The organism is Paraurantiacibacter namhicola (assembly GCF_001687545.1).
Lineage (GTDB): Bacteria > Pseudomonadota > Alphaproteobacteria > Sphingomonadales > Sphingomonadaceae > Paraurantiacibacter > Paraurantiacibacter namhicola.
The window spans coordinates 361,813-380,475 of sequence record NZ_CP016545.1; the positions used below are offsets into that span (position 1 = coordinate 361,813).

Below are 18,663 nucleotides of genomic sequence, written 5' to 3' on the forward strand. Positions count from 1 at the left end.
AGCGCTCAGATGAATTTCAGCAGGAAGTGCAGCGTCACGCCCACCAGCCCGCCGACCAGCGTGCCGTTCACGCGGATGAACTGCAGGTCGCGCCCCACGGCGCCTTCCAGCCTGCCGGTCAGCGTGCGGGCATCCCAGCGGCGCACGGTCTCGGAAACAAGCTGCACGATATTGGAGCCGTATCGGGTGGCGACGCCCACCGCCGTTCGGCGCGCGAAGCGGTTGATCTGCCACTGCAGCCGCTCGTCCGATTGCAGCGCACGGCCAAGCTCGCCCAGCATGGAGCCCATCTGTGCGCCCAGCCCGTCCTTCGCGGGATTGCGCGCGCTGTCGATCAGCGAGAGGCGGATACGCTCCCACACCGCCATCCACCAGTCGGCAAGGGCGGGGTTGGCCAGCATTTCCGCCTTCGCCTTCTCCACCTTGGCGCGCGTTTCGGGATCGTGCTGCAAGTCATGCGCGAGGCTGGCGAGACCCTCCTCGATCTTGCCGCGGACGGGGTGGTTCACGTCGATCGCGATCTCGGCCAGCAGGCGGTAGAGGCCATCCAGCACGGAGTTTGCGAGCTTCTCGTCCAGCCCGGTCCAGCGCACGATGGCATAGGCGCGTTCATGGACCATGGTGCGGACCATGTTCTCATTCGATTCCAGCGCATTGCCGGCCCAGCGGATACCGGTGTCCAGCAGCGGCAGGTGGCGCTTGTCCGCAATGGCGCTCTCCAGCATCCGGCCGAGCAGCGGCGCGATTTCAAGCTTCTCCAGCTGCCCCGCCAGCCCGGCGCGCACCTGCATGCCAAGCCGCTGCGGATCGAGCGATTCGAGAAGCTCGGCGAACATCTCCCCCGCACCGCCCGCGATGCGCGAGCGAACGCCGCTCTCGTCCTTCGGGGCCGCGAGGAAATCGCCGGCCGCCTGTGCCACGTTCATGCCGCGCATGCGCCGCGCCACCACTTGCGGGATGAGGAAGTTGGACTGCAGGAACCGCGCCATCGTATCGGCGATGCGGTCCTTGTTCTCGGGGATGATGGCGGTGTGCGGTATGGGTAGGCCAAGCGGGCGGCGGAACAGAGCCGTCACCGCGAACCAGTCTGCCAGGCCGCCCACCAGGCCGGCTTCGGCAAAGGCGCGCAAATAGCCCCATGTGGGATCGACCTGCTCCAGCCGGTGGCCCAACAGGAACAGCCCGGCCATGACAACCAGCAGCCCGGTCGCCACGATCCGCATCCGCCGCGCGCGATCGGGCGGCAGGTTTCCGGTCACGGGCGTGGGCAGCGTCACTCGGCCGGCTGCGCCTGACCCGGCTGCTCTCCGGATGCATCGGACGCACCGCCCTTCTCGTCACCGGGGCGGTAAGACAGAAGGTTCTTGCGCAGCTTGGGCCCGTATCGCTTCTCGATACCGTCAGCCAGGCTGAAGCCCGCAGGCACGATCAGCAGGGTGAGCAGGGTCGAAAGGATCAGGCCGCCGATCACCACCGTGCCCATCGGCGCGCGCCATGCGCCATCGCCATTCAGCGACATGGCCGTTGGGATCATGCCCGCAGTCATAGCGACCGTGGTCATCACGATGGGCTGGGCGCGTTTGCGACCGGCATCGATGATCGCCTCGAACTTGCGCGTGCCCTTGGCCATCTCGTCAATCGCGAAATCGACCAGCAGGATCGAGTTCTTGGACACGATACCGAACAACATCAGCACCCCGATGAAGACGGGCATGGATATCGGCTGTCCGATAAGCGCAATGGCAATGAAGCCGCCAAGGGGCGCAAGGAGCAGTGCGCCCATGTTTACCAACGGGCTCATCAGGCGCTGGTACAGCAGCACGAGCACAGCGAAGACGAGCATGATGCCCGTCACCAGCGCCGTCTGGAAATCGGATATCAGGTCGGCAAGGAACTCTTCCGAACCGGCAGCCTGCGTCGATACGCCGGTGGGAAGGCTCTTCATCGTCGGCAGCTGTTTGATCTTGGCATTCGCCACGCCCATTTCCGCGCCCGGCGCAAGGTCGGCACCGATGAAGACGCGGCGCTGGCGATCGTAACGCTGGATGCTTGTGGGGCCGGAGCCGAAGCTGATCTCCGCCACGCGTTCCAGCGGAACCGAACCGCCGGAGCTCGTTGGCACGGGCAGGTTGCGGATCGTCTCGATGGAGCTGCGCCCGCTCTTGGGCAGCATCACGCGGATAGGGACCTGCCGGTTGGACAGGGAGAACTTGGCCGCCGACTGGTCGACCTCGCCGATGGTCGCGATGCGGATCGCCTGGCTGAGCGAGACTGTCGACACGCCAAGCGATGCGGCCAGTTCCGGCCGGGGCGTGATGATGAGTTCCGGCCGCTGCATGTCGGCTTCCACACGCGGCGATCCCAGCTCTGACAGGCCGCGCATTTCCTCCACAACCTGCTGCGCCGTGCTTTCCAGCAGATCGGGGTCGCTCCCCTGCAGCATCACGGTGATATCACGGCCGGTGCCGCCGCCACCGGGGCCCTGATTGTTCCGGAAACTGACGCGCGCATCGGGAATGTCGGCGAAGTACCGGGCGGTTTCCCGCTCGAATTCCTGGCTCGTCCGCTCGCGTCCGTCGCGCAGGGTGATGCTGAGCGATGCGCTGCCTTCGCTCACGAAAACCAGGATGCGCTCGACCTCCGGCTCTTCGCGGACGATGGCCTCAATACTGTCTGCCATCTCCTCCGTCTGCTCCAGCGTCGTGCCGGGCGCCATGCGGATGGAAATCTGGCTGTAATCGAGATTGACGTTGGGGAGAAACTGCACTGGCAGCGATGCCATGGATATGATTGTGGCGACAAAGGCCCACAGGCCAACGCCCATCACCTTTACGCGATTGTCGTGGAACCGCGCCCAGAAGCGGCGGGCGCGGTAATCGTACCAGGCGCGGAAACGCTCGCCCAGCAGCATGCCCGGGATGAAGCCGACGAGCACGTAGCGCACGAACAGCGCGACCAGCCGCGCGGCGTACCAGCCCACGACTGCGGAAAAGATCAGAACGATGAATTTGCGCAGCAGACCGAGGCCGACATGCGGCGCCAGCGCTTGGTCGACGAAGTAGAAGACGGCGCCGGTCGCGCCTGCAAACGACAGGCCGATCAGCGTGAACAGCACGATACCGATGGGATAGCCCCACCAGCGCGCATGGACCGTCTCCACGCCTTCGCGCAGGCGATTCGCCTCACTGCGATCCAGCGTCCAGCGCAGCACGCTTTCGTACCGGTTGACCCACGGGCCGTTGGCGTGATCGGCATGGCCGTGCGACTTCATGAAATAGGCCGCGGCCATGGGCGTGATCATGCGCGCGACCGCCAGGCTCATCAGCACGGCGACCACGACCGTCAGGCCGAAATTCTTGAAGAACTCGCCCGCAATGCCCGGCATCAGGCCCACCGGCAGGAAGACGGCGACGATGCAGAAGGTGGTGGACACCACGGCCAGGCCAATTTCGTCCGCCGCGTCGATACTGGCCTGGTAAGCCGTCTTGCCCATGCGCATATGGCGCACGATATTCTCGATCTCCACGATCGCATCGTCCACCAGCACCCCGGCCACCAGTCCCAGCGCCAGCAGGCTCAAGGAGTTTAGCGTAAAGCCCAGCTGGTCCATGAAGAAGAAGGTGGGAATGGCCGAAAGCGGGATGGCGATCGCCGCAATGATGGTCGCGCGCCAGTCGCGCAGGAAGAAGAACACCACGACCACGGCCAGCACGGCCCCTTCGATCATGGCTGCCATGGAGGAGGAGTACTGCCCCTTGGTATATTGCACCTGGTTGTCGAGCTCGACGATGTCGATGCCGGGGTTCTCTTCCTCGATCTGCGCGATGACGATCTGCGCTGCATCGTAGACGGATACGTCGGATTCGCCCTTGGCGCGCGTCAGGCGGAAGGTCACGACAGGCTTGCCGTCGACCTTGGAGATGGAGCGGATTTCGCTGTTGCCGTCGCTCACATCGGCAACGTCGCTCAGCTTGATGGTGCGCCCGCCACCCAGCGATATGCGCCGCTCGCCCAGCTCGAAGGCGGTATCGGCATTGCCCAGCACGCGCACGGACTGGCGGGAGCCGGCGATTTCCGCCTGGCCGCCGCCGGCATCGGTGTTGTTCTGGCGCAGCACGCCGTTGATCTGCGAGGCGGTAACGCCGAAGCTCTGCATGCGCTGCGGATCCAGCACAACGCGGATTTCGCGGTCCACGCCGCCGCGCCGTCCCGCAGATGCCATGCCCGGCACGGCCAGCAGCCGCTTTGATATCACATCGTCGACGAAGAAGCTCAGCTGCTCCATCGTCATGTCCTGCGATTCAACCGCATAGCTGGCGAAGGAATTGTCGGAGTTCTGCACGCGGAAGACGCGCGGCTCCAGGATGCCGTCCGGCAGGTCTCCGCGCACCTGGTCGACCGAGGCCTTTACCTCGTTCACGGCCACATTGATGTCGGTGCCGATCTGGAACTGCACCACCGTCTGGCTGTAGCCCTCGCTGACGGAGGAGGTGATGACGTCCACGCCTTCAACCGTGCTGACGGCGCTTTCCACCTTTTCGGTGATCTGCGTATCGATTTCCGTCGGTGCGGCGCCTGGCTGGTTGATGCCCACGATCACGACGGGGAAATCCACGTCCGGGTCGTTCTGCACTTCCATCCGGTTGAAGCTGAGCAAGCCGGCAAAGGTAAGCGCCACGAAGAACACGATCGGGATGATCGGGTTGCGGATGGACCATGCGGAAATCTGGTTGAAGTTCATGATGTGTGGCCTGTCAGCCTTCCTTGGCCACGATCGGGCGGACTTCCTCGCCCTCCTTCACGAAAGCGCCAGCGCGCACGATGACGCGTTCCGTGCCGTCGAGGCCGCTGGAGATGGCTATCCCGTTGTCGGTCACCATGCCCAGCTTCACCGGGCGGCGACGTACGCGGTTCTCTCCGTCGACGACCAGCACGTAGCTGCTGCCGTCATCGGACTGGATCGCGCTTTCGGGCAGCATCGGGGCCGTGACAGTGCCGGAGCGGATGGTGGCCGTGGCAAAACCGCCGGGCCGCAGTTCGGGTGCATAAGGCAGGGCGACGCGCGCCGTGCCCTGCCGGTTCTGGGCATCGATGGTGGGGGCGATCTGCCAGACCTGGCCTTCGAAGACCTTGTCCGTGCCCACGGGCACCACGGTAGCGGGGACGCCGACGGACAGGCGGGACAATTCCTGCTCGCCCACTTCGGCCATCAGCTCCATCTCGCCGCCGCGGGCGATCATGAACAGCACGCCGGAGCCGCCGCTAACGACCTGTCCGGGCTCCACATTGCGGGTCAGCAGCAGGCCAGCGGCCGGCGCCACGATGTTGAGGCGCGCATTGCGGGCCTGCAGCTCGCCATAGCTGGCGCGCGCGACCTTGACCCGGGCAACGGCGGCATCGCGCGTCGCGGTCAGGCGGTCCACATCGGCCTGCGAGATGAAGCCGCGGTCGACCAGCTGCAACGCGCGGTCGAGATTGGCCTGCGCCAGATTGGCATCGGACTGGGCGACCTCGATCTGCGCTGCCGCGCTTTCCAGCTGGCGGTTCTGCACGCTGCGGTCGATCACGGCGAGGACCTGTCCTGCGCGGACCCACTGGCCTTCTTCGACGGGTACGGAGACGACACGGCCGCCCTCGCCCACCACGCCGACGGGAATCTCGCGGCGGGCAGCCAGCGTGCCGGTGGCAGAAATCATGCCTTCGATCGTGCCCGCGCCGGGGCTGACGACGGTGACGGCGGCGGTCTGCTCGGGCGGGGCCTCTTCTTCCTCGCCCGCCATGGCATTCCAGACATAGCCGGCTGCAAGGATGGCAATCAGGCCGATGGCGATGAAGAGGAAAAGCCGCCGCTTTCCGGCACGCTTGCGCTCTGCCTCCAGCGGGTCTTCGCCGGCAGTCGTGCCGGTGCCACTTTCCAGGTTCATCCGCGTTTCGTAATTCATCCGCCCTACCTGCTTTTCAATCCCTGCCGGCTGGCCATATCACAGCGCCCACAAAAGCGCACCGGATACGCGTTACCGCCATCCTCCGGCCTTAGGGCTGCCCCCCGGAACCCGCAATCGCCCATTCCACCAAAGGCCATCGCCGCCCGACGCAGGCCTAGGCGGCTGGAACAGGCGGCGCGCACGAAAAAGGGCGGCACCGCATGGCGGGCCGCCCTTCTTTAACTGTATTTGGTGTCGTGCTTAGCGAACGCGGCCGCGCTGCACGAGGTTCACGATGCCCAGCAGCACGATGGCGCCGACGATGGCAATCAGGAAACCGGTCAGCGAAAACTCCTGGATCGATCCGGCAATGCCCAGCAGCGGGCCGGCAATCAGATTGCCTAGGATGGATCCGATGATGCCGACGACGATATTCCAGAAAATGCCCATCGAGGCATCCCGGTTCATCACCATGCTGGCCAGCCAGCCGGCGACACCGCCGACGATAATTGCGATAATCCAACCCATGTTGCTCTCTCCTCACACATGCCCGCCCTTGTGCGGGGTCATGAGGGAAGACTCGTAGCCGAGACGCAAAGTTCCCGCAATTCGCGGCCTGCGCGGATTTAGGTTCAGTATTTCAGCTGGCGTTCGTAGAGATCGCGGTAATGCTGGATGCGGGTGACACGCAGGCCCTGCATGCCCGAACGGTCCACGGCGCGCTGCCAGGATGCGAATTCCTCCAGCGTCAGGCTGTAGCGTTCCAGCACTTCGTCGATCGTCAGCAGGCCGCCATTGACCGCAGCGACGACTTCCGCCTTGCGGCGCACGACCCAGCGCTTGGTGCTGGGCTTGGGCAAGTCGTCGATGGTCAGCGGCTCTCCGAGCGGGCCGATGACCTGTGCAGGACGGATTTTCTGGTTCTCGATCATTTAAATCCTCGGATCGCCGGATCGGGCGGGGTTCTGGGCCATGCCCTTCGGGGCCGCCGCGTCACTGGGAAGGATAGTGTCGCCAACGGGCTTACCATCTGCTGAAAAATCAAGGTTAAAGGGTTGTTTGCCATCACCATGGGCGTGCAGCTTGCGGGCCGATCGGGGATCGAAGCTGGCATCATCCATGCCCTCTTGCGTCCCGGACCACGCCTCGTGCCCCAGCGCCCCGCGCAATTCGCGCGCCGCGCCCAGACGGGCTTTCAGTACATCCCATTCCAGCCGCACGAGCGCGTCGGCCGCTACGGGTTTCACCGCATCGTCAGCACCCGGGCCAAGGCCGGCAAATGGAAAACGTCCTTCGAACATGTCCGCCCCTTTACCGGGCGAAGCGTCAAGATCGGGTAAAGCGCGCCTTCATCATCTCTTAGGAGAGGTTACCGCGCGGTCCGGGCAGGCCGGCGAGGAGGGCTTGGCGCGCGGCCTGCCCATGTTGTAAAGGGCCATCCATGCCAGCAGCGCAGCTATCCCTTTCGCCGGCCGAAGCCGCCGGCCTGTTCGACCTGCCCCGCCCGGCGGAGCAGTGCCGTATCGTCGTGGCCATGTCCGGCGGGGTCGATTCCTCCGTGGTCGCCGCGCTGGCTGCGCGCAGCGGGGCGGAGGTCATCGGCATCACGCTCCAGCTGTACGATTACGGCGCGGCGACCGGGCGCAAGGGTGCATGTTGCGCGGGCGACGATATCCGCGATGCGCGCGAAGTGGCGGACCGGCTGGGCTTTGCCCATTACGTCCACGACCATGAAAGCGCGTTTCGCGAGGAAGTGGTCGAGCAGTTTGCCGACGATTACCTGGCTGGACGTACGCCGATCCCCTGCATCCGCTGCAATATGGGGCCCAAGTTCACGGACCTGTTCGCCATGGCGCGCGAGCTGGGCGCGGATTGCCTTGCCACCGGCCATTATGTGCAGCGCATCATCGGCCTCGCCGGCCCCGAATTGCACCGCGCGACGGACCCGGCGCGCGACCAGTCCTATTTCCTCTATGCCACCACGGAAGAGCAGCTGGATTACCTGCGCTTCCCGCTCGGCGGCCTGCCCAAGGCGCAGGTGCGCGAGATTGCCGAGGAGTTCGGCCTGCGCAATGCCGCCAAGCCGGACAGCCAGGACATCTGCTTCGTGCCCGATGGCGATTATGCGAAGATCGTGAAGGCGATGCGGCCCGAAGGCGGCCGGCCCGGCGCTATCGTCCATGCGGAGACTGGCGAGGAGCTGGGGACCCATCCCGGCGTCATCCATTACACCGTCGGCCAGCGGCGCGGCCTCGATATCGGCGGCCAGCCGGAACCGCTTTACGTGATGGGCATCGATGCGGATGAGGCCCGCGTGCTGGTCGGCCCGCGCCGCATGCTTGCTGTCGCGAGCGCCGAAGTGATCGAGACCAACCGCATCGGCCCGCTACCCGATGCGCCGCTGACAGCCAAGGTCCGCTCCATGGCCAAGCCCGTACCGGTCAGGCTGGATGGCGCGCTGGGTGACGGCAAGACCGTGACATTGCGCTTCGACCAGCCGGAACTGGGCGTCTCGCCCGGCCAGGCCGCCGTCATCTATGCCGGTGAGCGCGTGGTAGGCGGAGGCTGGATCGAGGATACGGACAAGGCCTGATGGGCTGGTTGCGGGACAAGTGGAACAGCCGCAACTGGATGCTGGTGCCGCTGATCCTCGCCGTGCCGGTGGTGGCGTTCATCTATGTCTGGCTCGATCCTTACGGCCCGCCGGAGGGAAGCGAGTCCCGCCCGCCGACATTCGAGGTGTTCCTGCCAGACCTCTGGCCCGGCGATCCGGACAGCGAACCGACGCGCGGCATGGACTTCGTCGCCAGTATCTATGGCACCGTAATTGAAGCGCCCGTGCTGCGGGCAGGGATGGTCGATGCCCGCGTCGGGCGCGGGTCGACGTCCGGCACGGTGGCCGAAGACGTCGCGCGATTCGTCAGGGCGTGGCCATCCGTCACGGTGCTGGATGAGGGCGTGCGGCCGGAATACTCGACTCTGGAGATGCGCCCCGAGCACTCGGCGACCGGCGCGACCCTGCTGCTGCGCGAAGGGTGCCTGCGCGCGCGCAAGGAGGGATGGGACGAGGAGCATCTCGTCATTCCCTTCGGCCCGATCGACTTGTTCCGCGATGCGCAGGGCTATCTCGCCGTAGGGCAGCCCGATGGCGCCGCGGAATACCAGCTGCGCATCGGCGAGCCGGGCGGCCTGGTCTGGCTCAGCCCCGTCGATGACGCGCAGCTGGAAGGCGTGGCCGCCTTCCGCGAGGCCTGCGGTGATGCGCCCATCGCCCTGATGACCGGCACGCCCAAGCGCCTGCCCGATTGCTCGGCGGCCTTCCTCGCGATCGAAGCGGAGAAGCAGCGGCATTACGACGCCGCCTATGCCGCGCAGAAGGATGAGGCCGAAGCCTGCCGAGCCGCAAACGAGAGCCGCGCCGCCGTGGAATCGAAGCGCGTTGGCCCCCGCACGCCGCCTGCGCCCTGCCCTCCATTGCTGAACACGCCGCCTCCCATCGAGGCCATCGGCGGGGACGTATGCCGCCATCCCGATGCGCCGGTCACGCCCGGGCCGAAGCCGCAGATGCCCCCGCCCCCGCCGCCCGGGCTGTCGGAGAGCACCATCGTGCGCTGAGCGGGCTGATCAGTCTTCCCAGCTCTCCAGCACGCAGCCCTGTCCCTCGCGGTAAGTCGCCGTTTCGCTGGCGACCAGCGGTACGCGGGCGGTCACGCTCTGCTTCGCCTCATCCTCGCTGAGGAACACGGCCCACATGCTGTCTTCCAGGTCGGCGCGGCAGCTATCCAGATCGCGCCCGCCGACATATTTGCAGGAGCACGCGATGCGCGCGCCGTAAGCCGCGCCTGCGCCGGACATGCCGGTGATCGGGGCGCGCCAGAACCATGCCGCCGCTGCCACAACCAGCAGCAGCACGACCAGCACGCGCAGCCATGTGCGCTTCGCCTTGGGTCCGGTGCGACGCTTTGCGGTTGCCATGTCCACCTGCTTGGGGAAGAGACGCGGACGACATGTCGCGCCGGTCCCGCTCCCCTAACCCGCTTGCCCGCCTGCTGCCAGCCCTGTTGGCCGCGGCGGTGCTGGCAGGCTGCGGCAGCGATGGCCCGCCGCCCGAACCGCCCCTGCCCGAAAGCGCTCTGGAAGCGGTGGTGGAAAGCCCGGGCGTGGAGCGCGAGAAGCTGGCCCGCAAGATCGATGCGCTGTTCACGGCCGAGGGCATCGGGGAGACGCGCGCGGTTATCGTGATGCACCGCGGCGAGGTGGTGGCCGAACGCTATGCCGAGGGCTTTGGCCCGGGCACGCGCTTCATCGGCTGGTCGCTGTCCAAGACGGTGACGGGGCTGATGATCGGCGCGCTGGTGGCCGAAGGGCAGCTGGCGCTGGACGAATCGCCGCCCATCCCGCGTTGGCAGCGGAGCGGCGATCCGCGCGGCGAGATCACGATTCGCCAGCTGCTGCAGATGCGCAGCGGGCTGCGGCATGCCGAGGCGAGCGACCCGGTCTACGAATCCCCGGAAGTGCGGATGATGTTCCTCGACGGGCGCGACGACATGGCAGCCTGGGCGCAGGCGCAGCCGCTGGAGCATGAGCCGGGCGCCGAGTTCGACTATTCCACCAACACCTCCGTCATCCTGGCGGACGTGGCGGCGCGCGTGCTGGCACCGGGCGCCGGGCCTGATGCGCGGCGCGAGGCGGTGGCGGGCTTCCTCGAATCGCGGCTGGCAACGCCCATGGGCGCGCCCAGCTTCACCGGCGAATTCGATGCCCAGGGCACCATGCTGGCCGGGTCCAACATCTGGGCCACGGCGCGCGACTGGGCGAAACTGGGCGAGCTGCTGCGCAATGGCGGCAGCAAGGGCGGCGTGCAGCTGGTACCGCGCAGTTGGGTGGACTTCATGCGCCGTCCCAGCCCGCGGGCAAGCGATTACGGCGCGCATCTCTGGCTCAATCGCGCATCGGGTAATGACCGCACGGTGCTGTGGCCCGCGCAGGGTCCGGACACCGCCTTTGCCGCCGTTGGCCACCTCGGCCAGTATGTCGTGGTTTCGCCCGAGCAGGGCCTGACCGTGGTTCGGCTGGGCAAGAGCACGAATGAGGAGCGAGACCTGATGGTCCCGCTGCTGGCCGAGCTCTTTGCGCTTTACCCGCTGACGTAGAAGCGGCCTTCCACCACCGTCACGCATTGCCCGCCGAGCCACGCGCGCTCGCCGCCATCGCTCTTGGCAAGCCTGCACGCCACATCGCCGCCCCGCGCGCTGGCCTGGTGTGCAGTGAAGGCATCGCGCCCCAGCTTCGCAGCCCAGAACGGGGTGAGCGCCGCGTGGGCGGAGCCGGTCACGCTGTCCTCATCCACCCCGCCGCCGGGCACGAAGACCCGGCTGACGACGTCGGTGCGGTCGCCCGGCGCGGTGCAGATGAACTGGTCGTCCCCCAGTGCGCCCAGCCCGCGGATGTCGGGTGACAGCGCGCGCACCTCATCCTCGCTGCCGAACAGGTAGATGCCGTAGCGATCCGGGTTCAGCCACACCTCCTGCGGCTGCGCGCCCAGCAAGGCCGCCGCTTCGGCCCACTCGCCCTGCTCGGTCGGGATCGCAGGCAGAGCCAGCTCGTATCCCGCATCGCTGCGACGCACCTCGAGCACGCCGGCCTTGCGGGTGCGGAAAGTGACCCGGTCGCCGCCATTCTGGCCCAGCAGCACATGACCGCTCGCCAGCGTGGCATGGCCGCACAGGCGGATCTCGCAGGTCGGCGTGAACCAGCGCAGCTCGTAATCGGCCTCGCCCGTGGCATCGGGCACCAGGAAGGCGGTTTCCGCGAAGTTGTTCTCTTCCCCGATGGCTTGCAGCACCGCGTCCGGCAGCCATTCCACGAGCGGCATCACGGCCGCCTGGTTGCCGGTAAACGGGCGCGAGGCAAAGGCGTCAACATGCCAGTAGGGCAGCGTGTCAGGCATTGTCCGGTGTCTCCTCCAGCTTGGCGAACTCGTCTTCCTCGACCAGCGGATTGCCGGGGTCGTCGACATGTCCGGCAGGGTCGATATGGATCAGCAGCTCCATGCGCGGGAAGTGGCCGCACAGGTCCTCTTCCACGCGCTCGATGATGTCATGCGCCTGCTCCACGGTCATGGCACCGGGCAAGTCGACATGGAACTGCACGAAGTCGCGGTCCCCCGCAGAGCGCGTGCGCAGGTCATGCAGGTTGGACAGCTCCGGATGGCGATGCGCGATCTCCACGAAGCGGCGGCGCTCATCCTCCGGCCATTCGCGGTCCATCAGATGGTCCACCGCCTCGCTCGCCGCGCGCCATGCGCCCCAGCCCAGCCAGAGTGCGATGCCAAGGCCGAACAGCGGATCGGCGCCCGCCAGGCCGAAGGTGCTTTCCAGCAGCAGGGCGGCGATCACCGCCACGTTCAGCAGCAGGTCTGATTGGTAATGCACGTGGTCCGCATGGATCGCGACCGAGCGCGTGCGGGCCATCACGAAGCGCTGCCACGCCAGCAGAGCAATGGTTGCGACAATCGCGATGGTGGAGACCAGCACCCCGTCGCCCACCGCGCTGACTGCAGTGTCGCCCGCCAGCAGGCGTTCCACCGCGCGCGCCGCAATGGCCAGCGCCGACAGGGCGATCAGCAGGACCTGGAAGATGGCCGCCAGCGCCTCCGCCTTGCCATGTCCGAAACGGTGATCCTCGTCCGCCGGCATGCTGGCGATCCATACGCCCACGAAGGTGGCCATGCTGACAATCATGTCGAGCGCCGAATCGGCCAGGCTGCCGAGCATGGCGGTGGAGCCTGTGCGCCATGTCGCCCACAGCTTCAGGCCGACCAGCAGCACGGCCACCGTGATGCTCGCCAGCGCGGCGCTGCGCGTCAGCCAGTTGCGTTTGGTCATCTCCGTCATCGCGCAACCTCCGCTCGTCCTGAGCTTGTCGAAGGACGCTTGACCGGCGCGCGCCACACGGACCCTTCGACAGGCTCAGGGTGAGCGGTTGGGGAAAGGGAGCACATGATCACGGGTAGAGCAGCGTGCTGGTCCAGCCGCCCTTTCCGTCTGCGCTGTAGAGGCGCCGGTCATGCAGCCGGTTCGGCCGGTCGAGCCAGAACTCGATGGCGCTGGGCACAAGCCGGAAGCCCGTCCAGTGATCGGGGCGCGGTACGTCCGTGCCTTCCGGATACTGCTCCGCCAGCGCTTCCACGCGGGCGAGGTAGTCGGCGCGCTGCTCCAGCGGGCGCGACTGGTCGCTCGCCGCGCTGCCCACCTGGCTGACATGGGCGCGCGAGTGGAAATAGGCATCCGCCTCCGCCGCGCTCACTTCATGCAACGGGCCTTCGATGCGGATCTGGCGGCGCAGGCTCTTCCAGTGGAACAGCAGGGCGGCCTGCATGTTAGCGCGGATCTCGCCGCCCTTGCGGCTCTGCGCATTGGTGTAGAACACAAAGCCCGCCACATCGTGATCCTTCAGCAGCACCATTCGGACCGACGGCGCGCCATCGGGCGTCGCGGTGGCGAGCGCCATGGCATTGGGATCGTTCGGCTCGCTGCCCTTTGCCTCGGCAAACCAGGCATCGAACAGCGCGATCGGGTCCGTCGGCTCCAGCGCGCTCTGTTCAGCTTTCATGGCACGTACCTTAAGGTGTTACAGGTGTTACACAGTCCTGAGCCGAAAAAGCGCGGCCGCGGCACACGCGTTCCGGCAGGGCGGCGATGGTGCATGCGATGGACAGTTTCCAACCTCATGCCCCGCCCCTAGCCAGCATGGCTGGCGTAGGAAAGGCCGCACCGCCCGCGATTGCCTTGCATGGTCCGCGCGCATTACCTAGCTAACACACCATGGCAGACCCCTATGCAACTCTCGGCGTGAGCCGTTCCGCAAGCGAGAAGGACATCAAGTCCGCTTATCGCAAGCTCGCCAAGGAACTGCATCCGGACCGCAACAAGGACAATCCGAAGGCGGCGGAGAAGTTCAGCACTGTCACCAATGCCTATGACCTGCTGTCCGACAAGGACAAGCGCGCGCAGTTCGACCGGGGCGAGATCGACGCGGATGGCAACCCCGCGCATCCCTTCGGAATGGGTGGCGGCTTTGGCGGCGGCCGAGGCGGCAATCCGTTCGGCGGCGGCGGGGCGCGCGGCGGCCAGGGCGGCTTCTCGGCGCGTGATTTCGAAGGTTTCCAGCAAGGCGCGGAAGGCGTGGACCTGGGCGATCTGTTCGAGGGGCTATTCGGCGGCGGCGGCGCGCGGGGCGGCGCACGCTCCGGCATGGGCGGCGGCGGCTTCCAGCAGCGGCGCGCCCCGCCATCGAAGGGTGCGGACGTGCAATACCGGCTGCGCGTGCCCTTCGTGGATGCGGCCGCGCGCAAGGACCAGCGCATCACGCTGGCCGATGGCAAGACGATCGACCTGAAACTGCCCGCCGGGGTGGAGGATGGCACGCAGATGCGACTGAAGGGCAAGGGCCAGCCCGGCGCAGGCGGCAATGGCGATGCCATCGTCACCGTCGCAATCGAACGGCACAATTTCTTCAAGCGCGAAGGCGACGATGTGCGCATGGACCTGCCCATCACGCTGGACGAGGCGGTGAACGGGGCGAAGGTGCGCGTGCCCACGGTAGACGGCGCCGTGATGATGACGCTGAAGCCCGGCAGCAATGGCGGCAGCGTGCTGCGCCTTGGCGGCAAGGGCTTTTCGAAGAAGAGCGGCGGCCGCGGGGACCAGCTGGTGACGCTGGAAATCCAGCTGCCCGAAGACCTGTCCGCGCTGAAGGATCGGCTGGGCGACTGGTCGGACGGGCGCAACGTCCGCGCCGACATGGGCGGCTAACATCCTGAAATAACGCGCCGGGGCGTCCCTTTTGCAGCCCCTGCGCCCTCGACTTGCGGCCACCATGGGGTTACGCCGTGCGCAATGGCCCTGGCTGACCAGCAAGACGAGGACGAGATCCCCGCCCCCGGAGAGCCGGTGGAAGACCTCTCGCCCGAGGCGCGCGCCCGTGCGGCGCGGCACAAGCGCGGGCAAAAGCTGCGCGAGAAATACGGCCCCGGCACGCGCGCCTTCGAAGTGACCAAGCGCGTGGCGGTCGGCACTTTCAACGACGGTTTCATCCATGCCGGCAACCTCGCCTACATGGCCGTGCTGGCAATCTTTCCCTTCTTCATCACCGCCGCTGCAATCTTCTCCGTCATCGGGGAGGAAAGCGAGCGCGCGGCCACGATTAATGCCGTCCTGACCGCCCTGCCCCCCGTGGTGGGCGAGGTGATCGGCCCGGTTGCGCGGTCCGTGGTGGAGGCGCGCAATGGCTGGCTGCTGTGGGTAGCGGGCCTGTTCGGCCTGTGGACCGTGGGCAGCCTGGTGGAAACGATCCGCGACATGCTGCGCCGCGCCTATGGGACGAAGGCGACCAAGGCCTTCTGGAAATACCGCATCTTCTCCACCGGCATCATCCTGGCGGCCGTGGCGCTGATGATGCTCAGCCTGATCGCGCAGGTGGTGATCGGCGCCGCGCAGCAGATCATCGCTGCCTATTTCCCGCAATTGAACGACATACTGGGAGAGCTTGCCCTGTCGCGCATCGTGCCCGCACTCGGCCTGTTCGGATCTCTATACCTGCTGTTCTACACGCTGACGCCGGCCAAATACCGCGTGCGCCGCTATCCCAAGTGGCCGGGCGCGCTGCTGGTGACGGGGTGGTGGGTGCTGGTGACCGTGGCCCTGCCGCCGCTGCTGCGCAGCGTGTTCCGCATGTCGGCCACCTATGGCTCGCTGGCCGGGGTAATGGTGGCGCTGTTCTTCTTCTGGCTAGTCGGCCTCGGCATGGTTATGGGAGCGGAACTGAACGCTGCCCTGGCCGAAACTCCCGAAGAGGAGGAAGACCGGGTAGGGCAGGAAGACAACAGGGAGCGTAAGCGCCGCGCCGCGGCCGCGAGCGCGCAGACGGAGGAGGCCGGGACATGAGCGGTCTGATGCAGGGTAAACGCGGGCTCATCATGGGCCTGGCAAATGACAAGTCGCTGGCCTGGGGCATTGCCAAACAGCTGTCCGAACACGGGGCGGAGCTCGCCTTCTCCTACCAGGGCGAGGCGCTGAAGAAGCGCGTTGCGCCGCTGGCCGAGCAGCTGGGATCGGACTTCCTGCTGGAATGCGATGTGTCGGACATGGACGCGCTCGACGCGGCCTTCGATGCACTGAAATCGCGCTGGGACACCATCGACTTCATCGTCCACGCCATCGGCTTTTCCGACAAGAACGAGCTGCGCGGCAAATATGTCGACACCAGCCTCGACAACTTCCTGATGACGATGAACATCTCGGCCTATTCGCTGGTCGCCGTGGCCAAGCGCGCGGCGGAGATGATGCCGGACGGCGGCAGCATCGTGACGCTGACCTATTACGGCGCGGAAAAGGTCATCCCGCATTACAATGTGATGGGCGTGGCCAAGGCGGCGCTGGAAACAAGCGTGCAATATCTCGCCAATGACCTTGGCCCGCAGAACATCCGCGTGAATGCCATCAGCGCAGGGCCGATCAAGACGCTGGCCGCCAGCGGGATCGGCGATTTCCGCTACATCCTGAAGTGGAACGAGCTGAACTCGCCGCTGCGCCGCAATGTCACCATCGACGATGTCGGCGGATCGGGCCTGTACTTCCTCTCGGACCTGTCCAGCGGCGTGACGGGCGAGACCCACCATGTCGATGCCGGCTATCACGTGGTCGGTATGAAGCAGGAAGACGCGCCCGATATCGCGCTCGGCTGACCTCGAATGACGAGAGGCGGGACCTATTTCGACCGGAAGCGCGTCCTCGTCACCGGCGGGGCCGGCTTCATCGGCAGCCATGCGATCGACCGCCTGCTGGCCGACGGGCACGAGGTGCTGTGCGCCGACAATCTGTTCACCGGCAGCAAGCAGAACATTGCGCATCACCTGGACAATCCGCGCTTCGAATTCCTGCGCCACGACGTTACCTTCCCGCTGTATGTGGAGGTTGACGCCATCTGGAACCTCGCCTGCCCGGCCAGCCCCGTGCATTACCAGCACGACCCGGTGCAGACGACCAAGACCAGCGTGCACGGCGCGATCAACATGCTGGGACTGGCCAAGCGGCTGGACTGCCCCATCCTGCAGGCGAGCACGAGCGAGGTTTACGGCGATCCCACCGTGCACCCGCAGACGGAGGATTACTGGGGCAATGTGAACCCCATCGGCCCGCGCAGCTGCTATGATGAAGGCAAGCGCTGCGCCGAGACGCTGTTCTTCGATTACCACCGCCAGATGGGCCTGCCGGTCAAGGTCGCGCGCATCTTCAACACCTATGGTGCGCGGATGCATCCCAATGATGGGCGCGTGGTGAGCAATTTCATCGTGCGCGCGCTGCGCGGCGAGCCGCTGGAAGTGAACGGCGATGGCAGCCAGACGCGCAGCTTCTGCCATGTGGACGACTTGGTCGAAGGGCTGGTGCGGCTGATGGATACAGGCCCCGAATTCACCGGGCCGGTCAATCTGGGCAATCCGCGCGAATTCACCATTGGCGAGCTGGCGCGCGAAGTGATCGCGCTGACCGGCACCAAGAGCGAGATCGTGCACACCGACCTGCCGCAGGACGATCCCGTGCGGCGCCGCCCCAGCATCGATCTGGCAAAGCGCGAGCTGGACTGGGAGCCGAAGATCGCGCTGCATGATGGCTTGCGCCGCACGATCGACTGGTTCCGAAGCCTGCTGGAGGATGCGAAGTGAGGGTACTGGTCACCGGCGCGGCGGGCTTCATCGGTGCGGCGCTCAGCGACCGCTTGCTGGCGCGCGGGGACGACGTGCTCGGCATCGACAACCTCAACGATTATTACCAGGTCAGCCTGAAGGAAGACCGGCTGGCGCGCGTACATGCCAATGCTGCGGATACGGGCGGCAGCTTCGCGTGCAAGCGGGTCGATTTCTCCGACATGGCCGCGCTGAAGGCGGCTCTGGAGGGCGAGCAGTTCGACCGGATCGTGCATTTGGGCGCGCAGGCGGGCGTGCGATATTCGCTGGAGAACCCGCACGCTTATGTCGCCAGCAATCTGGCAGGGCACCTGAACATGCTGGAGATCGCGCGGCACCGGCAGGCGGCGCATATGGTCTATGCCAGTTCCAGCAGCGTCTATGGCGGCAATGCCAAGCTGCCGTTTTCGGTGGACGACCGCGCGGACCACCCCGTCAGTCTGTATGCCGCCACCAAGAAGGCGGACGAGCTGATGAGCGAGACTTACGCCCATCTCTACCGCATCCCGCTGACGGGCCTCAGGTTCTTCACCGTTTACGGACCGTGGGGCCGCCCGGACATGATGCTGTGGCGCTTCACCCAGCGGATCCTGGCTGGCGAAAGCATCCCGGTTTACAATCACGGCGACATGTACCGCGATTTCACCTTCATCGACGATATCGTGAGCGGCGTGGTCGCCTGCCTCGACAGCCCGCCCGCCGATGACGGGCAGGCAAAGGCCGGCGGCAGCACGAAGCCGCATGCGCTCTACAATATCGGCAATCACCAGAGCGAGAAGCTGATGGACGTGATCGCGGTGCTGGAAGAAGCCTGCGGCCGCAAGGCGCAGCTCGAGATGCTGCCGATGCAGCCGGGCGACGTGCACAAGACCTTTGCCGATATCGACGCGATCCGCGCGGACCGCGGCTATGAACCGACGACCACGGTCAGTCAGGGCGTGCCCGCTTTCGTGGATTGGTACCGGGATTACACCGGCGAATAGGAAACGGGCC

General features: G+C 66.2%; 18 protein-coding genes. 8 read left to right on the plus strand and 10 right to left on the minus strand.

Annotation, left to right across the window (positions count from 1 at the left end):
* Window positions 1–5 precede the first annotated feature (5 nt).
* The 6 genes from A6F65_RS01775 to A6F65_RS12800 all read right to left on the minus strand — a co-directional run bounded on the left by A6F65_RS01775 (window position 6) and on the right by A6F65_RS12800 (window position 7,225).
* Window positions 6–1,223, minus strand: a complete 1,218-nt coding sequence (locus tag A6F65_RS01775) for a DUF445 domain-containing protein (protein WP_067789727.1) — start codon at window positions 1,221–1,223, stop codon at window positions 6–8.
* 50 nt (window positions 1,224–1,273) lie between these two features.
* Complete coding sequence (locus A6F65_RS01780) at window positions 1,274–4,741, minus strand: efflux RND transporter permease subunit (RefSeq protein ID WP_067785254.1); 3,468 nt, start codon at window positions 4,739–4,741, stop codon at window positions 1,274–1,276.
* A 13-nt stretch (window positions 4,742–4,754) separates the two neighbouring features.
* Window positions 4,755–5,942 (minus strand): efflux RND transporter periplasmic adaptor subunit, encoded by a 1,188-nt coding sequence (locus tag A6F65_RS01785; protein WP_067785257.1) that lies wholly within the window; start codon window positions 5,940–5,942, stop codon window positions 4,755–4,757.
* Between the two features lie 243 nt (window positions 5,943–6,185).
* On the minus strand, window positions 6,186–6,452 hold the full coding sequence (locus A6F65_RS01790; RefSeq protein WP_067785260.1) for a GlsB/YeaQ/YmgE family stress response membrane protein: 267 nt from the start codon (window positions 6,450–6,452) through the stop codon (window positions 6,186–6,188).
* A 104-nt stretch (window positions 6,453–6,556) separates the two neighbouring features.
* Entirely contained in the window at window positions 6,557–6,856 is a 300-nt protein-coding gene (gene sciP / locus A6F65_RS01795; protein WP_067785262.1) for a CtrA inhibitor SciP, read from the minus strand.
* Window positions 6,857–7,225 (minus strand): hypothetical protein, encoded by a 369-nt coding sequence (locus A6F65_RS12800; protein ID WP_157093016.1) that lies wholly within the window; start codon window positions 7,223–7,225, stop codon window positions 6,857–6,859. It abuts the gene before it with no gap.
* A gap of 140 nt (window positions 7,226–7,365) precedes the next feature.
* Here A6F65_RS12800 and mnmA point away from each other — a divergent pair, with 140 nt between their 5' ends.
* Together mnmA and A6F65_RS01810 are read left to right on the plus strand one after the other, a co-directional pair.
* Window positions 7,366–8,517: a tRNA 2-thiouridine(34) synthase MnmA gene (gene mnmA / locus A6F65_RS01805; RefSeq protein ID WP_067785268.1), complete on the plus strand. Its 1,152-nt coding sequence runs from the start codon at window positions 7,366–7,368 to the stop codon at window positions 8,515–8,517.
* Window positions 8,517–9,539, plus strand: coding sequence for a hypothetical protein (locus A6F65_RS01810; protein WP_067785270.1), 1,023 nt, complete (start codon window positions 8,517–8,519; stop codon window positions 9,537–9,539). The genes mnmA and A6F65_RS01810 overlap by 1 nt, the downstream gene beginning before the upstream one ends.
* A gap of 9 nt (window positions 9,540–9,548) precedes the next feature.
* Here the strand turns inward: A6F65_RS01810 and A6F65_RS01815 are convergent, their stop codons facing one another.
* Entirely contained in the window at window positions 9,549–9,899 is a 351-nt protein-coding gene (locus A6F65_RS01815) for a hypothetical protein (RefSeq protein WP_157093017.1), read from the minus strand.
* 32 nt (window positions 9,900–9,931) lie between these two features.
* Here A6F65_RS01815 and A6F65_RS01820 point away from each other — a divergent pair, with 32 nt between their 5' ends.
* Window positions 9,932–11,077 carry a serine hydrolase domain-containing protein gene (locus A6F65_RS01820; protein ID WP_067785272.1) on the plus strand — a complete coding sequence of 382 codons (1,146 nt, stop codon included), beginning with the start codon at window positions 9,932–9,934 and terminating at the stop codon, window positions 11,075–11,077.
* Here the strand turns inward: A6F65_RS01820 and A6F65_RS01825 are convergent.
* The 3 genes from A6F65_RS01825 to pdxH all read right to left on the minus strand — a co-directional run bounded on the left by A6F65_RS01825 (window position 11,062) and on the right by pdxH (window position 13,538).
* Window positions 11,062–11,874, minus strand: a complete 813-nt coding sequence (locus A6F65_RS01825; protein WP_067785274.1) for a PhzF family phenazine biosynthesis protein — start codon at window positions 11,872–11,874, stop codon at window positions 11,062–11,064. The genes A6F65_RS01820 and A6F65_RS01825 overlap by 16 nt on opposite strands.
* On the minus strand, window positions 11,867–12,811 hold the full coding sequence (locus A6F65_RS01830) for a cation diffusion facilitator family transporter (protein WP_418303120.1): 945 nt from the start codon (window positions 12,809–12,811) through the stop codon (window positions 11,867–11,869). The genes A6F65_RS01825 and A6F65_RS01830 overlap by 8 nt, the downstream gene beginning before the upstream one ends.
* A gap of 118 nt (window positions 12,812–12,929) precedes the next feature.
* On the minus strand, window positions 12,930–13,538 hold the full coding sequence (pdxH, locus tag A6F65_RS01835) for a pyridoxamine 5'-phosphate oxidase (RefSeq protein WP_067785279.1): 609 nt from the start codon (window positions 13,536–13,538) through the stop codon (window positions 12,930–12,932).
* 212 nt (window positions 13,539–13,750) lie between these two features.
* Here pdxH and A6F65_RS01840 point away from each other — a divergent pair, with 212 nt between their 5' ends.
* From A6F65_RS01840 to A6F65_RS01860, 5 genes are all read left to right on the plus strand, one after another.
* Window positions 13,751–14,740 (plus strand): DnaJ C-terminal domain-containing protein, encoded by a 990-nt coding sequence (locus A6F65_RS01840; protein ID WP_067785281.1) that lies wholly within the window; start codon window positions 13,751–13,753, stop codon window positions 14,738–14,740.
* An 84-nt stretch (window positions 14,741–14,824) separates the two neighbouring features.
* Window positions 14,825–15,871 carry a YihY/virulence factor BrkB family protein gene (locus A6F65_RS01845; RefSeq protein WP_067785284.1) on the plus strand — a complete coding sequence of 349 codons (1,047 nt, stop codon included), beginning with the start codon at window positions 14,825–14,827 and terminating at the stop codon, window positions 15,869–15,871.
* On the plus strand, window positions 15,868–16,671 hold the full coding sequence (gene fabI / locus A6F65_RS01850) for an enoyl-ACP reductase FabI (protein WP_067785286.1): 804 nt from the start codon (window positions 15,868–15,870) through the stop codon (window positions 16,669–16,671). The genes A6F65_RS01845 and fabI overlap by 4 nt, the downstream gene beginning before the upstream one ends.
* Before the next feature lie 6 nt (window positions 16,672–16,677).
* A complete protein-coding gene (locus A6F65_RS01855; RefSeq protein ID WP_067785289.1) occupies window positions 16,678–17,649 on the plus strand; it encodes a UDP-glucuronic acid decarboxylase family protein in 972 nt (323 codons plus the stop codon).
* A complete protein-coding gene (locus A6F65_RS01860; protein WP_067785292.1) occupies window positions 17,646–18,653 on the plus strand; it encodes a GDP-mannose 4,6-dehydratase in 1,008 nt (335 codons plus the stop codon). The genes A6F65_RS01855 and A6F65_RS01860 overlap by 4 nt, the downstream gene beginning before the upstream one ends.
* The last annotated feature ends 10 nt before the right edge of the window (window positions 18,654–18,663 follow it).